The 21088-nt window shown below is 65.9% G+C and carries 15 protein-coding genes; 9 read left to right on the top strand and 6 right to left on the bottom strand.

Annotated features, from left to right (window positions below):
- Window positions 1–7 precede the first annotated feature (7 nt).
- The 4 genes from MU856_RS14025 to MU856_RS14010 all read left to right on the top strand — a co-directional run bounded on the left by MU856_RS14025 (window position 8) and on the right by MU856_RS14010 (window position 6885).
- Window positions 8–2161 carry an acylase gene (locus tag MU856_RS14025; protein WP_263587782.1) on the top strand — a complete coding sequence of 718 codons (2154 nt, stop codon included), beginning with the start codon at window positions 8–10 and terminating at the stop codon, window positions 2159–2161.
- A 94-nt stretch (window positions 2162–2255) separates the two neighbouring features.
- Window positions 2256–5141, top strand: coding sequence for a M16 family metallopeptidase (locus MU856_RS14020; RefSeq protein ID WP_263587781.1), 2886 nt, complete (start codon window positions 2256–2258; stop codon window positions 5139–5141).
- A 25-nt stretch (window positions 5142–5166) separates the two neighbouring features.
- Window positions 5167–5469, top strand: a complete 303-nt coding sequence (locus MU856_RS14015) for a hypothetical protein (protein ID WP_062901735.1) — start codon at window positions 5167–5169, stop codon at window positions 5467–5469.
- A gap of 177 nt (window positions 5470–5646) precedes the next feature.
- Window positions 5647–6885 carry a multidrug effflux MFS transporter gene (locus tag MU856_RS14010; protein WP_263587780.1) on the top strand — a complete coding sequence of 413 codons (1239 nt, stop codon included), beginning with the start codon at window positions 5647–5649 and terminating at the stop codon, window positions 6883–6885.
- Window positions 6886–6942: 57 nt separating this feature from the next.
- Here MU856_RS14010 and MU856_RS14005 read toward each other — a convergent pair whose 3' ends face one another.
- The 5 genes from MU856_RS14005 to MU856_RS13985 form a co-directional block, all read right to left on the bottom strand.
- Window positions 6943–8499 (bottom strand): amino acid permease, encoded by a 1557-nt coding sequence (locus tag MU856_RS14005; RefSeq protein WP_062901737.1) that lies wholly within the window; start codon window positions 8497–8499, stop codon window positions 6943–6945.
- A 104-nt stretch (window positions 8500–8603) separates the two neighbouring features.
- On the bottom strand, window positions 8604–10733 hold the full coding sequence (gene pbpC, locus MU856_RS14000) for a penicillin-binding protein 1C (protein ID WP_263587779.1): 2130 nt from the start codon (window positions 10731–10733) through the stop codon (window positions 8604–8606).
- 171 nt (window positions 10734–10904) lie between these two features.
- Complete coding sequence (locus MU856_RS13995) at window positions 10905–16742, bottom strand: alpha-2-macroglobulin family protein (protein WP_263587778.1); 5838 nt, start codon at window positions 16740–16742, stop codon at window positions 10905–10907.
- 137 nt (window positions 16743–16879) lie between these two features.
- On the bottom strand, window positions 16880–17257 hold the full coding sequence (locus MU856_RS13990; RefSeq protein WP_186402899.1) for a histidine triad nucleotide-binding protein: 378 nt from the start codon (window positions 17255–17257) through the stop codon (window positions 16880–16882).
- A 36-nt stretch (window positions 17258–17293) separates the two neighbouring features.
- On the bottom strand, window positions 17294–17638 hold the full coding sequence (locus MU856_RS13985) for a phosphoribosyl-ATP diphosphatase (protein ID WP_062901739.1): 345 nt from the start codon (window positions 17636–17638) through the stop codon (window positions 17294–17296).
- Window positions 17639–17730: 92 nt separating this feature from the next.
- Here MU856_RS13985 and ung point away from each other — a divergent pair, with 92 nt between their 5' ends.
- The 5 genes from ung to MU856_RS13960 all read left to right on the top strand — a co-directional run bounded on the left by ung (window position 17731) and on the right by MU856_RS13960 (window position 20533).
- Window positions 17731–18444, top strand: coding sequence for a uracil-DNA glycosylase (ung, locus tag MU856_RS13980; protein ID WP_186402900.1), 714 nt, complete (start codon window positions 17731–17733; stop codon window positions 18442–18444).
- Window positions 18441–19199: a sulfite exporter TauE/SafE family protein gene (locus MU856_RS13975; RefSeq protein WP_186402901.1), complete on the top strand. Its 759-nt coding sequence runs from the start codon at window positions 18441–18443 to the stop codon at window positions 19197–19199. The genes ung and MU856_RS13975 overlap by 4 nt, the downstream gene beginning before the upstream one ends.
- The gene (locus MU856_RS13970; RefSeq protein WP_186402902.1) at window positions 19196–19660 is read left to right on the top strand and encodes a YaiI/YqxD family protein; all 465 of its coding nucleotides are present in this window, start codon (window positions 19196–19198) and stop codon (window positions 19658–19660) included. Before MU856_RS13975 ends, MU856_RS13970 begins: the two co-directional genes overlap by 4 nt.
- 48 nt (window positions 19661–19708) lie before the next feature.
- Window positions 19709–20041, top strand: coding sequence for a DUF962 domain-containing protein (locus MU856_RS13965; RefSeq protein ID WP_186402903.1), 333 nt, complete (start codon window positions 19709–19711; stop codon window positions 20039–20041).
- A 63-nt stretch (window positions 20042–20104) separates the two neighbouring features.
- On the top strand, window positions 20105–20533 hold the full coding sequence (locus tag MU856_RS13960) for an OsmC family protein (RefSeq protein ID WP_062901743.1): 429 nt from the start codon (window positions 20105–20107) through the stop codon (window positions 20531–20533).
- Window positions 20534–20575: 42 nt separating this feature from the next.
- On the opposite strand, the gene MU856_RS13955 is transcribed toward MU856_RS13960, so the two are convergent.
- Complete coding sequence (locus tag MU856_RS13955) at window positions 20576–21034, bottom strand: glycine zipper 2TM domain-containing protein (protein ID WP_062901744.1); 459 nt, start codon at window positions 21032–21034, stop codon at window positions 20576–20578.
- Window positions 21035–21088: the final 54 nt, after the last annotated feature.

Raw genomic sequence — 21088 nt, 5'->3', positions numbered from 1 at the left:
AAAGCCGATGCGTAAATTTTTCCTTGGCCTCGTCCTCCTGCTCGTTGCGGTGGCGGTTGGCCTTGCGGCGTGGGATCCCCTGACTGCCGAGGCTTCGCCCGCGCCGGCGTTCCGGCCAACCAATGTGCAGATCGCACGCGACAGGTTCGGGGTGCCGCATATCTTCGGCAAGACCGATGCCGACGTCGCCTATGGCGTCGCCTACGCCCATTCGGAGGATGATTTCGCGACGCTGCAAGAGGTGATCGCGATGACGCGCGGGCGCACCGGCGCGCTGCTTGGTGCCGATGGCGCCAAGATCGATTATGTCGCGCAGCTCCTCGATATCCGCAAGACCGCGGCACGCGACTGGCCGCGCCTGCCCGCCGACGTGCGTGCGCTGTTCACTGCCTATGCCGCAGGTCTCAACCATTATGCCGACAAGCACCCCGACGAGGTGCGCCTGTCGGGGCTGTTCCCGGTGACCGGCGAGGATGTCGTTGCCGGTTTCGTGCTGCGTTCGCCCTTCTTCTTCGGGCTCGATTCGGTGCTGGGGCGCCTGACCGAAGGCAAGCCGTTGTTCCGCGAAGGCGGTCCGGCGCTCGATGCCGCCGGCAAGCTGGTCCCGCGCGAGCTGACCCCGGTCGGCCGCGACCCCGACCATAATGGCTCGAACGGCATGGCGGTGGCGCCGGGCCGGGCCCCCGATGGCGCGACGCGGCTCGTTTCCAATTCGCATCAGCCGTGGACCGGCGGGGTCGCCTGGTACGAACTGGTCGTCCATTCGGGCGAAGGGTGGGATTTTGCGGGCGCCAACTTTCCCGGTTCGCCTTACCCTTTCCTTGGCCACAATAAATATCTGGGCTGGACCAACACGGTGAACCGGCCAGACCTGATCGACGTATACAAGCTGGTGCTCGACGACAGCGGCGAAAAATATCGCTTCGATGGCAAATGGCTGCCGCTGGAAAAGCGGCGCGTGTGGCTGCGCGTCAAATATGGTCCCTTCGTGCTGCCGGTGCCGCAGACCGTGTGGCGATCGGTCCAGGGCCCGGTGATCAAGAATGCCAAGGGTGCCTTTGCCATTCGCTATGCCGGCATGGACCAGTCGGCGATGGTCACCCAATATTATCGGCTGAACAAGGCGAAGAATTTCGCCGAATGGCGCGCGGCCATGGCGGGGCAGGGGGTTCCGGCGACCAACTTCATCTATGCCGATGCCAAAGGCAATATCGGCCTGTTCTACAACGCGATGTTCCCCGACCGCCCGGCGGGTTTCAACTGGCGCGGCGTACTGCCCGGCGACACATCTGCCGACGTCTGGACGAAGTCGCTGCCGTTCGAGCGGGTGCCGGCGCTGGTCAATCCGCGCTCGGGTTTCGTGATGAACGCCAACAATACGCCGTGGGTCGCGGCGGGGCCGGGCAGCGAACTCGATCCGGCGGCCTTTTCGCCGCTGATGGGGATCGAGGACGACATGACCAATCGCGCGGTGCGCCTGATCGACCTGTTCGGGGCGCCAGGACCGATCGATGCCGCGCGGCTCAAGACGATCAAATATGACACCGCCTATGCGAAGAGCGGCTATGCCAAGGTCTGGATCGACCGGCTGCTCGCGCTCGATGCCAAGGGCGATGCGCAGATCGCGGCGGCGCAAGATTTGCTGCGCGCGTGGGACTGGAACCTGGACGGCAAAGGGCAGGGCGATGCGCTGGCGCTGCTTGTGCTGCGCCCGGCGAATGGCAGTCACTATCAGCGCAAGGCCGACCCCGATCCGATGACGGTGCTGCGCGACAGCGCTGCGCATCTTCAGACATATTTCGGGACGCTCGACCCCGCGCTCGGGACCGTGCTGCGGCTGCGCCATGGCGAAGGTGCCCACCGGGTCGACCTGCCGCTCGATGGCGGCAACGATACGGTGCGCGCCTCCACTCTGTGGGACGTCGAACCCGACGGCCGGCTGAAGGTGCGGCACGGCGACAGCTTCATCATGTTCGTGACGTGGGACAAGGCGGAACGCGTCCATTCGGAATCGGTGCAGCCCTTCGGTGCCGCGACGACGCGACCGGAAAGTCCGCATTACAACGACCAGGCCCCTCTGTTCGTCGCGCATCGGTTGAAGCCGGTGCTTTTCGATCCGGCGGCGCTTCGCGCGAGCGGAGCGCGATTCTATCGGCCTTGAAAGCGCAGCAGAGCTGTCCTAAACCGTTGATACAGTGCCGTCCGGCATGCTCGTCACCGGCGCGTTTCGTGCCCCCGGTTTCAAGAGGATATCCATGACCCGCTTCCATCGCTTTGCCGTCGCCCTGGCCGTATCGACGTCGCTCGTCGCGGCCGGCCCCGCCCTTGCCAAAGCCAAGGAGGCGCAGCCCGCGCCGATTTCCGAACTGGTGAAGGCGGTCGATATTCCGTACCAGAGCTTCACGCTCGACAACGGACTGCGCGTGATCGTGCACGAAGATCACAAGGCGCCGGTGGTCGCGGTGTCGGTCTGGTATCGCGTCGGATCGAAGCACGAACCTGCGGGCAAGACGGGTTTTGCGCATCTGTTCGAACATCTGATGTTCAACGGTTCGGAAAATTCGCCGGGCGACTTCTTTGAACCGCTGCAACAGGTCGGCGCGACCGATTTCAACGGCACGACCAATACCGACCGCACCAACTATTTCGAAACGGTGCCGACCGGCGCGCTCGACCGCGCGCTGTTTCTCGAAAGCGACCGCATGGGCCATCTGCTCGGCGCAGTGACGCAGGAAAAGCTCGATAACCAGCGCGGCGTCGTCCAGAACGAAAAACGCCAGGGCGACAATAATCCCTACGGTCTGCTGCGGTACGAAATCTTCGAAAATCTGTTCCCCAAGGGGCATCCCTATCATCACAGCACCATCGGTTCCATGACCGACCTCAACACGGCGAGCCTTGCCGATGTGAAGAAGTGGTTCAGCGACAATTACGGCCCCAACAATGCCGTGCTCGTGCTGGCGGGCGACATCGACCTTGCCACCGCAAAGACCAAGGTCGCCGAATGGTTCGGCGACATTCCGCGCGGCCCCGAAGTGAAGGCGCCGCAAACCTCTGTTCCGACGCTTCCCGCACCGCTCGCCAAGGAGGTCAAGGATCTCATTCCGACCACCCGCATCTACCGCATGTGGGCGATTCCCGGCCTCAACGATCCCGAATCGGTGCCGCTGCAAATGGCGACTGCGGTGCTTGGCGGCCTGTCGTCGTCGCGGCTCGACAATGCGCTCGTCCGCAAGGACCCGGTCGCGGTCAGCGTCGCGGCGTTCGCGCAAACGCTGGAGGATGCAGGCTTTCTGATCGTGCAGGCCGACGTGAAGCCGGGCGTCGACCCCAAGGTCGTCGGCGAAAAGCTTGACGCGCAGATCGCCGATTTCCTGGCGACCGGCCCGACCGCGGACGAATTGCAGCGTGCCGCGGCCAGCTATCTCGGCGGTACGATTTCGGGGCTGGAATCGGTCGGCGGCTTTGGCGGCAAGGCGGTGACGCTCGCGGAGGGCGCGCTCTATTCGAACGATCCCGCCTATTACAAGACCGAGCTCGACCGGCTGGCGAAGGTGACCCCCGAGCAGGCGAAGGCGGTGGCCGACAAATGGATGTCGCGTCCGGCTTTCTCGCTGACCTACTCGCCCGGCGAGCGTACCGAAGGCGGTGAAAATCGTGGCGGCGCCTTCACCGAAGGCAAGCCGGTGGCGGCGGTACCGCCCGACCGTTACTGGAATGCGGCGCTCGGCGACGTCGGGCCTGACACGGGTGTCGGCACGGCGACCTCGATCGCCGATCGTTCGCAGCTTCCAGCGGTGATGGACCTCAAAGCGCTCGAATTTCCGGCAATCGAACGCGCCAAGCTGAAGAACGGAATGGAAGTCGTCTTCGCGCGCCGGACCGCGGTACCGACGGTGCAGGTCGCGGTGAGCTTCGATGCCGGCTATGCCGCCGATCCGCACAATGCGCTCGGCACCCAGTCGTTGATGCTCAGCCTGATGGACGAAGGCACGACGAGCAAGGATTCGATCGCCTTCGCCGAAGCGAAGGAACGCCTCGGCGCCCAGATCGACGGTTCGGCGAACGCCGACGAAACGGTGTTCAGCCTGTTCGCGCTCAAGCCGAACCTCAGCGCGTCGCTGGGCCTGCTCGCCGATTATATCCGTAACCCGGCCTTTGACGGCAAGGAAATGGAGCGGGTGCGCGTGCAGCAGCTCAACCGCCTGAACGCTGAACTCAACAATCCCAATGCGATCGCCAGCCGCGTGCTGATGCCGGTGCTTTACGGCGCCGATCATCCCTATGGCATCCCGCCGTCGGGCCTCGGCAACGAAGCGGCGGTCAAAGCCGCGACGCGCGACCAGCTCGCGGCATTCCACCAGACGTGGATTCGCCCCGACAATGCCCGCATCTTCGTCGTCGGCGACACGACACTGAAAGACGTCACGAAGCAGCTCGACGCCGCTTTCGGCGACTGGAAGGCGCCGAAGACCGCGAAACCCGAAAAGCATTTCGAGATTGCGATTCCGAAGCCGCAGCCGCGCATCCTGCTCGTTGATCGGCCCAAGTCGCCGCAATCGATCATCATCGCGGGCAAGGTGCTCGACGTGAAGGGCGGCGACGATCTGGAAGTACTGCGCCAGGCGAACGATATTTTCGGCGGCAGCTTCCTTTCGCGCTTCAACATGAACCTGCGCGAGACCAAGGGCTGGTCCTATGGCGTGCGCTCGCGCGTTTCGGGCGAAGCCGACCGCGTGACCTGGGTGGCGGTGGCGCCGGTGCAGGCCGACCGCACCGGCGATTCGATCCGCGAATTCCAGAAGGAATTGACCGCGTTCATCGGCGACAAGGGCGTAAACGCCGAAGAGCTGGAACGCACGACGAACGGCAGCGTACGCGAACTGCCGGGCAGCTTCGAGACATCGGGCGACGTGCTCGGCGGCTTGCGTGCGATCGTCAAATATCACCGGCCCGACAATTATTATGAAACGCTGCCGGCGAAATATGAGGCGATGACGGCCGAGGAACTCGATGCTGCGGCGCGCAAGGAGCTGAGTACCGGCGACCTCGTCTATGTCGTCGTCGGGGATGCCGCTGTGGTAAAACCGCAGCTTGACGGATTGGGTCTGCCCGTGGAAACAGCGAAGCCCGCTAACTAACATTAGTTTCAGTAGGAGAGTTTCGATGTCTCAGGTCGATGGCAATTATGACTGCGTTACCAAGTCGCCGATGGGCGACCAGAAGTCGGTTTTCACCGTGAACAGCAACGGCGACAGCTTCACCGGCCAGAATGCCGGCGCGATGGGCTCGCTCGATGTCGAGAATGGCAAGGTCGACGGCAACAAGCTGACGTGGACGATGAACATGAAGGTGCCGATGCCGATGACGCTCGAATGCGAAGCGACGATCGACGGCGACGCGCTGACCGGCACGATCAAGGCCGGCCCGTTCGGTTCGATGGCGATGACGGGCACCCGTCAGGCCTGATCGTCCGGATATCGGAAATGAGAGGGGTCGCTCCGTTGGAGCGGCCCTTTTTTTGTGGGCAGATGGGGCGGCATGGACTGCCGACCGCGCCGATGCTGCTGCATTGCATAGCTTTTCGGCGGCGCGGGGCTATCCAAAACCGTGCCGGAGGCGCATAGGCCCTTCGCAATGCACAAAATGACCGAATCCGCCCAGCGGTCCCGCATGCCCGGCGACCGCGAAATGGTGTTCATGATGGCGATGGTCATGGCACTCAATGCGCTCGCCATCGATTCGATGCTCCCCGCGCTCCCCGCGATCGGCGAGGGGCTGGGGGTCGCCGTCGCGAACGACCGGCAATATGTGATTTCGACCTATTTGCTCGGCATCGGCATCGGTTCGCTGTTCTACGGGCCGCTGTCCGATCGCTTCGGCCGCAAGGGCGTGCTGGTGCCCGCCCTGTTCGCCTATGTCGCCTTTTCGATCGGCTGCGGGCTGGCGAACAGTTTCCCGCTGCTGCTCGCGCTGCGCTTCGGGCACGGCATGATCAGTGCAGCGCTCGGCGTGATCGTCGTCGCGGTCATTCGCGACCTCTTTTCGGGCGACGCGATGGCGAAGCGGCTGTCGATGATCTTTCTGGTGTTCATGATCGTTCCCGCGATCGCGCCGACGATGGGCGCGGGGATCACGGCGGTCGCGAACTGGCGCGCTATCTTCATCGTGCTGGCGGTGATGGGCGTCGTGATGCTGCTGTGGCTGCGCCGCCTGCCCGAAACGCTCGATCCGGCCGACATCCGGCCGCTCAATGCGCGCACGATGATCGCGGGCTGGGCGACGGTGACGCGGCACCGCCGGGCGGCGGGCTATATGATCGCGTCCGCGATGATGCAGGGCGCGCTTTATGGCTATCTCAACAGCAGCGAGCAGATCATCGCCGAAGTGTTCGGCGCGCGAAGCTGGTTTCCGCTCGTCTTTGCCTGTGTTGCCGCGGGTATCGCGATCGCCAATTTCTCGAATGCGGCGATCGTCGAGCGCTTCGGTGCGCGGCGCGTGTCGCAGAGCGCGGTCTTTGCCTTCATGGCGACCGCAACAGTACAGATCGTCGTCGCGCTGAGCGGCACCGAGACGTTGTGGATGTTCACCGCGCTGATGATGGTCAACGTCGGGCTGATCGGCTTCATCGGCAGCAATTTCGGGTCGATCGCGATGGAGGATTTCGGCCATATGGCCGGGGTCGCCTCCTCCTATCAGAGCTTCTGCAAGACGCTGTTGGCCGCGGTGATGGGCGCGCTGATCGGGCAGCTTTACAACGGTACGACGCTGCCGCTTGCCTATGCCTTTCTGGTGTCGGGCATTGCCGGGCTGGCGCTGGTCTTCTGGGCCGAGCGCGGCAAGCTGTTCACGCGTCCGGGGACCGCGCCGAAAAGTCCCTATTAAGTTGAGCAAAAGAGAGGGGGCCGAAGCCCCCTTTCCTATTCGCGCGACGATGCCGCATCAGTCGAACGACGGCGCCGGGGGCACCGGCGGCGGCGGCGCATCGGCGTCGTCCTCATGCACCTCGACGATCCCGCGGCCGACGTGGCTGCGACGATAGCCATAGAGAAAATAGAGTACCAAGCCGACGCCACCCCAGACCGGGAGCACCATTTTCGCGTCGAACGGCAGGTTCATGTAGAGACCGAGCGTGCCGAAAATGGCGAGCGGCGATACGACCCACACGAGAGGCGTGCGGAACGGCCGATGCCGGTTGGGTTCCTTTATGCGCAGAATCAGGACCGCGATGGCGACCATGAAAAAGGCGAACAACGTGCCGGAGTTCGAAATATCGGCGAGCTTGCCGACGGGCAGGAAGGCGGCGAAGAAGGCGACCGCGACCCCCGTGATCATCGTGACGACGTGCGGGGTTTTCCACTTGGGGTGAATAGTGGCGAGCTTTTCAGGCAGAAGGCCGTCGCGTGCCATCACGAAGAAGATCCGCGTCTGCCCGAACAGCATGATCAGAATGACCGATGGCAGCGCAAGGAAAGCGGCAAGACCGATGGCATTGCCCAGCGCCGGGTGGCCGATCTCACGCAGAACATGAGCCAGAGCTTCGCGCGAGCAGACAAGCGGTTCGGAGCCGGCAGCGGCGAGCGATGCGCAGCGCGCGGCAAGTTCGCTCGACCCAGGAGCGAGAATTTCGCCTCCGAGGCCTGAAACCGGCTGAGCGCCGACGGTGCCGATCGCGCCCGCTGCCACCGCGAGATAGAACACCGTACAGATAGCAAGCGAAGCGATCAGGCCGATCGGTACATTGCGCTGCGGGTTCTTTGTTTCTTCGGCTGCGGTCGAAACGGCGTCGAAGCCCACATAGGCAAAGAAGATCGAAGCGGCTGCGCCGACGGCGCCAAGCCCGGAAGCCTGACCGAACCAGCCATTGGGCAGGAAGGGTTCGAAGTTCTTCCCCTGCATCATCGGCAGAGTGAGAATGATGAACATCGTGAGGGCCGTTACCTTGATGATGACAAGGACGGCGTTAACGCGCGCGCTTTCGGTCGTGCCGATCATCAGCAGCCAAGTCACGAGCAGTGCGATAACCAGCGCCGGGAGGTTGACGATCCCGCCGGCATAGGGGCCGACGGTCAGCGACATGGGCAATTCTATGCCGGCATTGGATAAGAGCCCCACGAAATAGCCCGACCAACCGACCGACACGGCTGATGCGGCTACCGCATATTCGAGGATCAGCGCCCAGCCGACCGTCCAGGCAAGCAATTCGCCCATGACAGCATAAGTGTAGGTGTAGGCACTACCCGAAACCGGCACCATGGATGCGAGTTCGGAATAGCAGAGCGCCGCCACAACGCAGACCAGCCCCGCAATCACGAAGCTCCACATCATGCCGGGGCCGGCCTTCTGCGCCGCCTCTGCGGTCAAGACGAATATCCCCGTCCCGATGATGGCGCCAATGCCGAGCATCGTGAGCTGAAAGGCACCGAGCGTTCGGTGCAGCGACTTTTTCTCGGCCGTGGCCAAGATGGCGTCGAGCGGTTTGACGCGACCAAATATCATGCAAATATCCCCTTTGAGGCCCCGAACGGGCCCGTCTCCTGGCGGGGCAGACTAACCGCTCCTCGCGGCAGCGCAACTTAATTTCAGAGGTGTGACAGTCCGCTTTACCGCACCGTGAATCGGACGCGGTCGATCATCCGTCCACCGGGGTCGACGAGGGTCAGGATATGGCTTCCGGGGCGCGGCAAAAGCTGTTGGCCCGCGTCGGCGTCGCCGAGCACCGCCTTGTCGAGCAGCAGGCGGTAACCGGCGACGTCGCCGCTGACGATCACCGCCAAGCGCTGCCGGTCGATCGGAATATCGGGATCGAGCGCATAGACGCTGCCGCTGACCGGGCTGGTGATGCGCGGGCGGCGCGCGGCGGCCGGGGCGGCCGCCATTTCGCTTTGCGCGGTGCCGCGCAGGAAATATTCGCGTCGCGGCGGTTCGCGCGTGCCGGGAAGGCTGATCCGCCTCGTTTCGACATTGCCCGGCATCGCCGGCGGTTTGCCCGGCCGGCCCGCGTGGAGCGCGAGCATCACGTCGCGCCAGACCGGCGCCGCGCCCGATGTGCCCGACACTGCGCGCATCGAATCGCCCTCGAGATTGCCGACCCAGACGGCCACTGTGTAGCGATCCGAAAAACCGATACACCAATTGTCGCGCATCCCCTTCGACGTGCCGGTCTTCGCCGCGGCCCAGAAGGGAAGGCGCAGCGCGCTGTCGGCGCCGAAGGCATCGGTGCGCGCCGACGCGTCCGCCAATATGTCGCCGACGATGAAGGCGGCCCCCGGATTGACGATCTGGCGTTCCTCGCCGCGCGGTTCTCCCATGATGAAGTGGACGGGCGACCAGCGGCCGAGATTGGCAAGGGTGCGAAAGGCGTTCGCCTGTTCGACAAGGCTGACTTCTGCCGAGCCGAGGGCAAGGCTGAAGCCATAATATTCGCCGTCCTCGACTAGCCCGTGATAGCCAAGCGCCCAGAGCCGGTCGCGAAATTCCTGCACATCGTCAATGACGAGCGTGCGCACGGCCGGGACGTTGAGCGACGAAGCGAGCGCGCTGCGCACGCTGACCGGCCCCTTGAAGCTGTGATCGTAATTTTTGGGAACATAGAGGCCCGAGGCGGTGTCGAGCTGAACCGGGCTGTCGTCGAGGATCGAGGCGGCGGTCAGCCAGCCATGCTCGATCACCTGCGCGTAAAGATGCGGCTTCAGGGTCGAGCCCGCCTGCCGCCGCGCATTGGCGCCGTCGACCTGCGCCGCGGTCGATTTGAGGCCCACACCGCCGACATAGGCGAGCACCTCGCCGGTCGCATTGTCGAGGACGACGACCGCGCCGTCGCGGACGCGATCGGGGCCGAGCCCGGCGAGTTGGCGCCGCATCGCGACGATCGCGGCGGCTTGAACGTCGCGGTCGATGGTCGAGGTGACGCGCTTGCCCGGTTTGTCGAGCAGGCGCACCGCGAGGTGCGGCGCGAGCGCCGGGTCGTAGCGCGCGGCGCGCTCGCCCGAGGTCAGCACGCCTGCCGCGGCGCGGATCGCGCCGCAATCGGCGGCATGCGCGATGCGGCAGGCGCGTGCACCGAGCGCGTCGGGGCTTGCCGCCGGATTGGGCAGCAGACCCGCGAGCAACGCGGCGTCGGTGCCGCTCATGTCGGCCGGACGCTTGCCGAACAGATTTTCGGCGCCCGCGCCGATTCCCTGAATTTCGCCGCGCAGCGGGACGAGGTTCAGATAAGCTTCGAGCATCTGGTCGTGCGTCCAATGCGCCGCGAGTTCCTGTCCCGCGCGCATCTGGCGCAGCTTGGCGAGCCAGCCGCGCTGGCCGGGCTGTGCGAGTTCGGGCGCCAGAAAGGCGGCAAGCTGCATCGGCAACGTCGAGGCCCCACGCGAGCGTCCGCCGGTCCAGCGGGCGCGTACGGCACTCGCTATCGCCAGCCAGTCGACCCCGCCATGCGACCAGAAGCGCTTGTCCTCCGCCGCGATCACCGTGTCGCGCACCGCCGGGTTGATGTCGTTCAGCGGCACCCAGGCAAGGCGGCGGCGCTCGAAATTGACGCGTTCGCTGTCGAGCAATCGCCCCTCGCGGTCGTAAAGCCATGCTTCGCTCGGCTTCCATGCAGCGCGCACCGCATCATAGTCGGGCATCGCCGGCGGGCGCGTAACCAGGTGCGCGGCGGTGGCGAGGACCAGCGCGGCGAGCGCCACCCACGCTAGCATATCGAACCAGCGGCGGCTCGGGGTTGTCGTCATCGATCGAAACGCCTGAAAATCCTCCCCGTGCCAAGGGCATGGGAAGGGGGACCATCCGAAGGATGGTGGAGGGGGCCGCAAGGGTGCGTCAAAAGCCCCTCCGTCAGCGCTGCGCGCTGCCACCGCCCCATCGCTGCGCGACAGGGAGGAACATGTTGGGCCGCAGATCCATCACTGCGCCGCGGCCGCGACCGTCATCGCACCGTTCGGCCACTGGCCGCGGATTGCGGGCGAATACATCGCCTCGACCCGCGTAGGGGGCAGGGTGAAGCGGCCCGAGCCGTTGAGGCGCAGGACATATTCCACCGCATGGGTGCCGGCGGGCATCCAGCCATAAAAGCCGCGCCAGCTGTCGCGGCCCCGCTCGACATAGCTCGGCTGCCAGTTCGATACGGTCGCCTGGGCACCGAGCATCTCGGACTGTCCGCCCAGATTGCCGACGATCGTCGCGCCGGGCGGGACCGGATCGTTGACGACGACCCAGGTGCGGCCCGCACTTGCGACGATTTCGATCCGTACCTTGATCACGTCGCCGCGGGTCAGCCGGTCCTTGTTCGCCGCCTTGACGATGCTGACCGACCGCTTGATCCGGTAGCCGGCGTCGAGCGGTTCCTTGAGCGGGACGGCCGCGCGTACGCTGACCGTCGCCCACGGATTGCCGGTGCCTTCCTGCTTCAGGCTCATCGTCCCGCTGACCAGCGGCAAGCTGAGCGGCGCGGCGTCGGCGGGAAGCGACCAGGTCTGCGCCGCACTGCCGCCGCCGAGCGCGATACGGGTCACGCCGGTGATCGCGCTTGCCGGATTGAGCTCGGCGAAGCGGCGGACCGCAATGGCGCCCCAGGCATTAGCAGGCGTCGTATCCCAATGGCCGCGACGCTGGCGCTGCGCGACGCCGACCATCATCTTGCCGGTGTCCTCTTCCCAGCCCTTGCGGCCGAGCACGGCTTCGAGCGCCTTGATCGCCATTTCGTCGCCGCTGGTCATCATCCACCAGGGCGCCTTCGCGTCGTCGACGAGGTCGAGCCGCGTGCCTTCATAGACAAGCCGCTTGCGCAGTTCGGCTTCGGCCGCGGTGCGCAGCGCTGCGGCGCCGCGGACCCCCGGCGTCCGTTCGATCGCGACGAGCCAGTCGGCAAGCGTGCCGGTCGCCATATCGACGGGCTTGACGTCGATCGCGGCGACGAGCTGTGCGCTCGAGGCATTGTTGCGGGCCAGCGCGGCGAGCGCGGCGATGCGGACCGGGCGCAGATCATAGGGGCCGTAGCCGCGGCGCGTCAGCCGTCCTTCGACGACCGCCTGCAGCGCCTTGATCATCCGTGCCTTGGGCTCTTCGGGGATCGCAAAGCCATTCGCTGCGGTCACCGCCATGACATAGGCGGTAAGCTCGGCCGAACCGTCGAGCCGGTCGTTCGGCCAATAGCGCAGCAGCCCATCCTTATCGAGATAGGTGGGCAGGGCGCCTGCCTGCGCCTGCCAGCGACCGAGGTCGCCGAGCGCGATCGCACGCGAGGTCGATTGTTCGAAGCAATTATAGGGATAGATCGCCATATAATCGCGCACTCCGGCGAGCGGCGGTGCGAGCGTTCCCGCGAGGGTGACATCGACATAGCCGCCGGGCAAGGCGCCCGCGGGCACGCCGATCGGCAGGCTGCTGGTCGAGCCGACGCGAACAAGGCTGGCGGCCCAGGTTTCGATCGGCACCGCCGGTTCGACCTGCTGGTCGAAGACGAGCCGGTCGCGCTGCTTGCCATTTTTCGACACCGCTTCGACCGTCCATTGCAGCGGGCCGGGCTGGGCGGGCGCGGTCATCGACCAGCTGATTGGCACCGCACCGCCCGCCGGGATCGTGACGGTGAGCGGCGGCGCGGTCGCAATTGCGGGCGACAGCGTGGCGTTGGCGACCACCTCCATCGGTTGATCGGTGCCGTTGCGCAGCGTGAACCGCGCATCATAGGTGTCGCCGGTGCGGACAAGGTCGGGCAGGCCGGCAAAGACGCCCAGATCCTGAACGGTGCGGACGCTCGTTTCGCCAGTGCCGAAATATTGGGCGCCGTCGGTCGCGATCGCGACGAGGCGGAAGGCTGAAAGATTGTCGGAAAGCGGCACGTCGACGACGGCGCGGCCTTTGCTGTCGAGCGCGACATGGCCCTTCCACAGCAGCACGGGACGAAAATCCTCGCGCGTCAGGCCGCTGAGGTCGCCGCCCCCGCCGCCGCCGGGCGCCAGCGCCTTGCGGCCATAGTGACGCTTGCCGACGACCTGCATCTGCGCGGTCGAGGTGAGCACGTCGAGCGGGCGTTCGCTCATCATCGCATCGAGGAGTTCCCAGCTCTTGTTCGGCGAAAGCTGGAGCAGCGCTTCATCGACCGCCGCAAAGGCGACGTCGGCGCCCGCCGCGGGTTTGCCGTTCGGGGTGCGCACCTCGATCGCGACCTTGGCATTGTCGCGGATCGCATATTTCGCCTTGTCCGCCTTGACCTTGACGTCGAGCTGATGCCCTTCCCAACCCACCTTGATGCGCGCGATGCCGAGGCGATAGCTCGGCTTGGCAAGATCGACGAGCGCGGTCGGCGGCGCGCCTTCGCTATTCTCGATCTTGAAGCCGACGGCGCGCTTCATCTTGCGAAACCAGCTCTCGCCGCCGGTTACGCGGCCGCGCACCGCCATCACCGAAACATAGACGTCGGGTGCATAGGTCGCTGGTAGCTTGACCTTCACAACCGGGTCGGTGCCCTTCAGCGGGACGACGAAGCTCGACAGCACGCCTTCGCGTTCGACGGTGACGAGGCCGGTGGCCTCGCGGAAGGGCATGCGGACCTGGAAGACCGCCGTGTCGCCGGCGGCATAGCGCGGCTTTTCGGCGATCACGTCCATGCGGTCGCCATTGTCACCGCCGAACCACCAATCGTCATCGCCCGCAAGCCAGACCGAACGGACCGCGCGCGCTTCGTTGCCATCGGCATCGACCGTGGTTGCGACCACCGTCACCTCGCCCGACACGCCGGGCGCCATCGCGCAGCTCGCCCGGCCGAGCTTGTCGGTCGTTGCGGTGCAACTGGTGCCGAGCCGGGTCGTGCGCATCTGGTTGTCATAGGCATAGAAGCCGCCGATCAGGCGCCGCCGCGCGGTCAGTATCTCGCGATTGTAGAGCGCAACCTGGATGCGCTGCCCCGCGATCGGCTTGCCGTCGAGATCGAGCGCAATGAATTTGAGCCGCAGGTCGTTGTCGCGCATCAGCCATCCGTCGGTCTTGAGCCCGAGGCGCACCGCCGAGGGGTAGAGCATGATGCCGCGGCGGCTGGTCAGCGTTTCGCCATTGGCATCCTCATAGTCCATCTCGACCGCCATCTGCGTCGGTTCGACGATCGGCTGATCGACGGTGATGCTCGTCTGCGCGCTGCCGTTGGCGTCAAGGACGAGCGGCGTCGAGCGCGCGAGTGGCATGTCGGGTTCGGGCTCGTCGCCGCTGTCGTCGAGCTGGACGATGCCCTCCTTCACCGGCTTGCCGTCGAAATCCCAGTCGCGATAGTCTTCGGGCGGTGACCAGCGCGGGGTGAAATCGGTGCGGATCTCGATCGGCAGATTGGCCGCCGGGCCGCCCGACAAATAGCCGACGAACAGCGACAACGGCACCTGCGTCGGCCGCACTGACGCCGTCTTGGGGCCGGTGATCGCTGCCTTCATCGTCGGCAGGCGATATTCGTCGACGCGGATCGATTCGGACGACCAGATCGTCTTTTCCTCGCCCTTCTTGTCCTTGGTGACGAAGACAAGGTCGTAATCGCCCATCGGCGCCGATGCAGGCACATTCCAGACATTTTCGCCGCTGCCGTTGGCGTCGATCGCGAAGGGCATGTCGAATTCGGTGTCCGAACCGCGATGGACGAGGCGCAGCTTGCCCGTCATCGCCTCGGGTATCGCAAATCCTTGGCCGACCTGTCGGCGCAGAACATGCTTCATGTTGACCGTTTCGCCGGCCTTGACCAGCGAGCGGTCGAACAGGGTGTGCAACAGATCGTCGCGTTCGGACCAGCCATAGGGCAGGTCGAAATCATAGGGACGGATGCCGTCACCCCAATCGGTCAGCGTGAAGCTGTAATCGTCACCCGATCTCGCCGACACCATCAGCGCATGGCCTTCGCTGTTCGCGGGGTCGGCATCCTCTTCGCAGCTCGAATAGGTTTCGGGCTCGGGGAGGCCGGTTGGGAAGGCGAGCCGGCCGGCCTTGTCGGCGGTACCGCGCGCGAGCAGGCGCCCGGTGCAACTGTCGGTGATCCGGACATCGGCGCCGCCCACGGGCAAGCCGGTGTCGAGCGCGGTCACCCAGGCGAGCGAGGATTCGCGGCCCCATTTGAAATGCACCGCCATGTTGGTGACGAGCGCAGCGGTTGCGACATAGCGGGTCGCCTTGCGCCCCAGCAGTGCGGCGCCGAGTTCGGGGCTGGCGATTTCGACGACGTGAAAGCCCTTTTCGGCGAGCGGGATGCCGACGACCTCGAACTCCTTGCCGCCACCCGGCGGGGTCAGTTGCAGGTCGCGCCGCTCGCCGCCTGCGGGGGCGCCATCGAATACCGACGTCGTGCCGGTGTAATTGACGCTGATATCCTCGCCCTTCGCGTTCTTCTCATCGCGAAAGTCGGTCTTGCCGGCATCCTCGACGCGCTTCAGCCAGCGCGCGACCGCGGCATCGTCATCGCCGACGCGCAGGGTCGCGGCGGGCATCTTGAGCCCGCGCTGGACCAGCGAGGCTTCCACCCCGCGCACGGTAACCGGCAGGACGCCGCCCTCGCTTGCCTCCAATATGCCGAAGTCGGCCGCGAACTTGACCAGCGGCGGGGCGCGGTCGATGTGGAATTTCAGCGGAAAGTTCGACTGATTCTGCAGCGCACGGCCGCTCTGATCGCGAATGTCGGCGGGCAGCACGATCGTCGCGTCGACATTCTGCGGCAGCGGCCCCGCAAAGCGCACCTGCGTCAGCCAGGCATCGTTCTTGTCGTCGTCGCTCGCTTTGGGCGTCAGCTGTTTGCCGTCAGAGGTCTTCAGCGTCGCGGCGAGCGCGGCCGCGCGCGCGACCGGAGCAGCGAAGCTCAGCACGACATCCTTGATCGGGTTGCAGCCCGCCTGCGGATTGACGCGGCTGCACGCCATCTTGGCGGTGAAAGCGGGGCGCACATCATAGTCGAAGCGCTGATCGCGGCCGGCGGTACGGCTCGGCGCACCAAACTGGGCGATGCGGGCATCCCAGACGAGCGCCATTTCGCGGCCGGGGGGCAGCGGACGGCGGCATTTGACCGGGACGATCCGGTCGAGCATCGCTTCGCGATCGGCGCCTGCTGCGGGCAGCCGCAGCGGCAGGCCGGCATCGTAGCTGAACTGCTGTCGCCGCCAGTCGCCGTCGCCGACGCCGGTCAGGATTTCGGTGGTCGTTTCGCGCGGCAGCACGTCGAGCGGAATCTTCTCTCCGATGCCATCGACGGCGCAATAGCCATAGCGGCCCACCGAGGCGCGATCGGCCGCGACGTTGGTGGCGACGAGGAATATCTGGTCTTCCTCGATCCCGTCATAGCGGTCGCCCGACAGGACGGCGCGCGCCGACGGACCGCCGGTGTCGATCTCGAACCGGTCGTTGCCGACGACGCTGACGCCGCGCGCCGTGCGCAGGTCGGCGCGCAGTTCGACATGGCAGCTGACACCGCCGGGGAGCGATTTGGCAAATTCCAGAACCCATGTGCGCGTATCGACCCAGCGTCCGGTCGACGGCACTTTGCAGTCGTTCGTCGCGGGTGCCTTGGCGCGCGGATCGCCGAGCGGCACCATGTCTTCGGAAAAGCGCAGGGTGAAACGGCTGATCGTGCCGTCGCCGTTTCCGGCGCTGCCCGGCGTGGCGAGCGTGACCTGCGGGACGGTGTCGCCGCCAGCGGCCGCAAGCGCAACCGCGACGGGCACGATGAGCGCGAATCGCATCTTGCCGGCCAGCCGGTTCGCCAGCCCACGCCATCCCGTCATCATCGAGTCGTCTCCCCGTCTGGACCCGTCATTATCCTGCTGGAAACAGGTGCAACTGTCCAGCATGCCCCGCGTACCGGTCCCGCCTAGCCGGAGGGCGGGGCGCCGCTGTGACACGGGTCACAGCAGCATGGGAAAGCTCAGCGCGCGAGCATCGGTCCGAGCCACTGGCCGCCGAAAATATGGACGTGGAGATGCGGCACTTCCTGCCCGCCATGGCCGCCGATGTTGGCGAGCAGGCGGTAGCCGGGTTCGACGAGCTGCCGGTCGCGGGCCACCTTGCCGACGGCGCGGATGAAACCCGCGATTTCGGCATCGCTGGCGCGTGCCGAAAAATCGTCCCAGCTGACATAGGCGCCCTTGGGAATCACGAGGATGTGGAGCGGCGCCTGCGGATTGATGTCGTGAAAGGCGAAAGCGAACTCGTCTTCATAGACGGGTTTCGACGGCAGATCGCCACGCAGGATGCGCGCGAAGATATTATTCTCGTCATAGGGCAGGGTGGCGTCGATGGGCATGGGGACTCCTGGGTTCGTACCGGTTGTGGCTCACAGCTATGGCGCGCGCGCGGCCTTTTCGGCGTGGCCCGAAATGCCGTGGCGGCGGGCGAGTTCGGCGGCGACGGCATCCCAGCCGATGCCGCGTTCGGCCAGCAGGACGGTCAGGTGAAAGACGAGGTCGGCGGCCTCGCCGGTCAGCGCCGCATCGTCCTCGGTCAGCGCTGCGATCACCGTTTCGGTCGCTTCTTCGCCCAGTTTTTGCGCGATCTTTCCGCGCCCCTTGGCGGCGAGGCTGGCGACGTAGGAGGCGCCGGCGTCGCCCGCGGCCAGGCGCGCGCGCACCACGGCCTCAAGCAGCGTCAAGGCATCGCCGATCGCGCCATCCCGTTCCTGCGTCATTCGCCCACTCCTCCGGTGCCATGGCCGTTGCAGACCGCCTAGCGAGGGAATGGACGCTGGACAAGGCGGCGCGGCTCTGGTCAAGCGCCGGCATGGCCGATGTCAAATTGCATCCCGACTGGCTCGCGCGCATCGGTGGCGAGTTCGACCAGCCCTATATGGCGCAGCTCAAGGCCTTTCTGGGCGACCAGCGCGCGAAGGGGAAGACAATCTTTCCCCGCCCCCGCGACTGGTTCGCCGCGCTTGATGCGACGCCGCCGCAGGACGTCCGCGTCGTCATCCTGGGACAGGATCCCTATCATGGGCTCGGACAGGCGCACGGGCTGTGCTTTTCGGTCCAGCCGGGCGTGCGCACGCCGCCCAGCCTCGTCAACATCTACAAGGAAATGGCGAGCGACCTCGGCATCCCGCCCGCGCGGCACGGATATCTGAAGCATTGGGCCGAACAAGGCGTGTTGCTGCTCAACAATGTGCTGACGGTCGAAAGCGGGCAGGCGGCGTCGCATCAGGGCAAGGGGTGGGAGAAGTTCACCGACGCCGCGGTCGCAGCGGTCGCTGCCGACCCCGCGCCCAAGGTCTTCATCCTGTGGGGCAGCCATGCGCAGCGCAAGGCGGCGAACGTGCCGGGACTGGGCGCCGACGGCCCGCACCTGATCCTGCGCGCACCGCATCCGTCGCCCTTGTCGGCGCATAACGGCTTTTTCGGGTCGCGGCCGTTCAGCCAGGCGAATGCCTTTCTGGAGGCGCACGGCCGGGGCGCGATCGACTGGCGGCTGCCCGACCCGGTCGACCCGCCGGTCGTATGAGCATCCTTGCCGATCCGCTGACGCTCGCGGTGCTGATCGTCGCGGTCATCCTGCTCGGCATGGCGAAGGGCGGGCTGGCCGGGGTCGGCGCGCTCGCAACACCGCTGGCGGCGCTGGTGCTGCCGCCGGCCACCGCGGCGGCTTTGTTGCTGCCGATCCTGATCGTGCAGGACGTCATCAGCGTGTGGTCGTTTCGCAAGACGTGGGACGGCTGGGTCATCGGCTGGATGCTCCCCGGCGCGGCGGTGGGCGTTGCGGCGGGATATTATTATGCCGACCGCGTCGATGAGGCGCAGTTGATGGCGGCGCTCGGTGCGATCACGCTCGCCTTCGGCCTCTATCGCCTGTGGGTCGAACGCGGCGGACGCATCGTCGCGGCGTCGCGCTCGCCGGGCTGGGTGGGGACGCTGTTCGGCGGGCTGATGGGGTTCACCAGCCAGATCGCGCATGCCGGCGGCCCGCCGTTCCAGATGTGGGTGACGCCGCGCAAGCTGCCTCACCTCAGCTTTATCGGGACCAGCGCCATCCTGTTCGCGATCGTCAACTGGATGAAGGTTCCCGCCTATCTGGCGCTCGGCGCTTTCCCGCACGAGGTGATCGTCGCGGCCCTGCTCCTGATGCCGCTGGCGATCGTCGCGACGCTGCTGACGGTGCGCTGGCTGAAGCGGATCGACGGCGCACGCTTCTATGTGATCATCTACGGGTTGATGGTCTTGTTGGGTGCGAAGCTGTTGTGGGACGGGGTTGCCGGATGAGTGGGGTGCCGACGATCCTGGTCGACGCCGACGCCTGCCCGGTGAAGGACGAAATCTACCGCGTCGCCTGGCGCCACGAAGTCCCGGTGAAGGTCGTCAGCAACAGCCGTCTGCGCGTCCCCGACCACCCGCTGATCGAGCGGATAACCGTGTCCGACGGTTTCGATGCTGCCGACGACTGGATCGCGGCGGAGGCCGATGCGCTCAGCATCGTCGTCACGGCCGATATCCTGCTCGCCGACCGCGCGCTCAAGGCGGGGGCAACCGTGTTGGCGCCGAATGGCAAGCCGTTCACTACAGCCTCGATCGGACCGGCCATCGCGACGCGCGCGATCATGGCCGATCTGCGTGCCGGCATGGGCGCCGGGATCGGCGGTCCGCCACCCTTTTCAAAGGCCGACCGCTCGCAATTCCTGCAAGCGCTCGACGCTGCACTCGTCCGGTTGAGCCGCGCGGGGTAGTGCGTTGCCGGGCTTGACCCGCACCGCGACCCTGCGCATCTTGCCCTCATGGCGCGCAATTACAGCAGTTTTGCCGAATTCTGGCCTTTCTACCTGCGCGAGCATAGCAAGCCGCGCACGCGGGCGCTGCACTATGTGGGGACATCGCTCGTCGTGCTGCTGGCGGTAGCCGCGCTTGCGACCGGGCGCTGGTGGTTGTTCGCTGCGCTTCCTGTCGCGGGCTATGCCTTTGCCTGGGCGGCGCATTTCGGGGTCGAGAAGAATCGCCCGGCGACCTTTACCTATCCCTTGTGGAGCCTCGCCGCCGATTTTCGCATGTGGGCGCTGTGGCTGACCGGCCGGTTGGGCCGCGAGCTCGACGAGGCCGGTGTTGCCCGCTGATCCGGAACCATCGCGGCGCTGCGGGCTTCCTGCAAAGAGAGAGCCATCAGAAGGAGCAAAGCGATGACGGTCAACAGCGGTTCGGCGCGGTACGAAGGGTTCGGCAAGGACGGCAAGGGGCATATCTGGACGGCGCGCGGCGCGCTCGATGCGCAGCCCTATGGCTTTGCTTCGCGCTTCGAGGACGGGCCCGGCACCAATCCCGAAGAGCTGATCGCGGCGGCGCATGCGTCCTGCTTCACGATGGCGCTGTCCTTCGCACTGGCACGGGCAGGGTTCAGCGACGGGCAGATCGATACCAAGGCCGATGTGACGCTCGACAAGGATGGCGACGGCTTTGCAGTGACCAAATCGGCACTGACGCTGACGGCGCGGGTGCCGGGGATCGAGGCGGACCGTTTTGCGGCCATCGCCGCCGATGCGAAGGCCAATTGTCCCATCTCGAAGCTTTTGAACTGCGAAATCACGCTTGAACACACGCTCGAGAATTGAGGCGGTGCGCCGGGCCGGCACAGGCCGGCCCGGCGGAGACGCTTAGCGACAGCGCACGTCGTCCTTCTTGCTGCCGCGGTCGATCGCATTGCCCGCGACCGCCCCGCCTATGGCGCCAATCACCGTGCCCAGCGTCTTCGAATCGCCCGGCGCGATGACGTTGCCGAGGACGCCGCCCGCGATGCCGCCGACGATCAGCCCGGTGGTGCCGTCGGAGCGGCGGCAATAATATTTGCCGTCGCGGCCGCGATAGATGCGGTCGCCATCAGACATCCGGCGTTCGCGGTAGCGCCGGTCGTTCCGGTAATAATTGTCGGCATAATAGCCGCCGTAGCGCGGATCGGGATTGTTCCAGTCGTAGCGGCCGTAGCGGTCGTGATAGCTGTTGTCGTAATAGCCATAGCCGCCATCGTCATAGCCATAGCTGCCGGTCGAGGCGCAGCCCGCCAGCGCGGTCGCCGCGGCGAGGGGGGCGAGGGTGAGCATCGTTGCTTTTTTCATATCGTCTCTCCTGACCTGTCGGGGGGAAGGCCGGGGGACGGCCGGGTGGAGCGC

Source organism: Sphingopyxis sp. GC21 (genome assembly GCF_025727575.1).
In the GTDB taxonomy this organism is placed as follows: Bacteria; Pseudomonadota; Alphaproteobacteria; order Sphingomonadales; family Sphingomonadaceae; genus Sphingopyxis; species Sphingopyxis terrae_A.
This window is presented reverse-complemented; position numbering and strand designations above follow the sequence as displayed.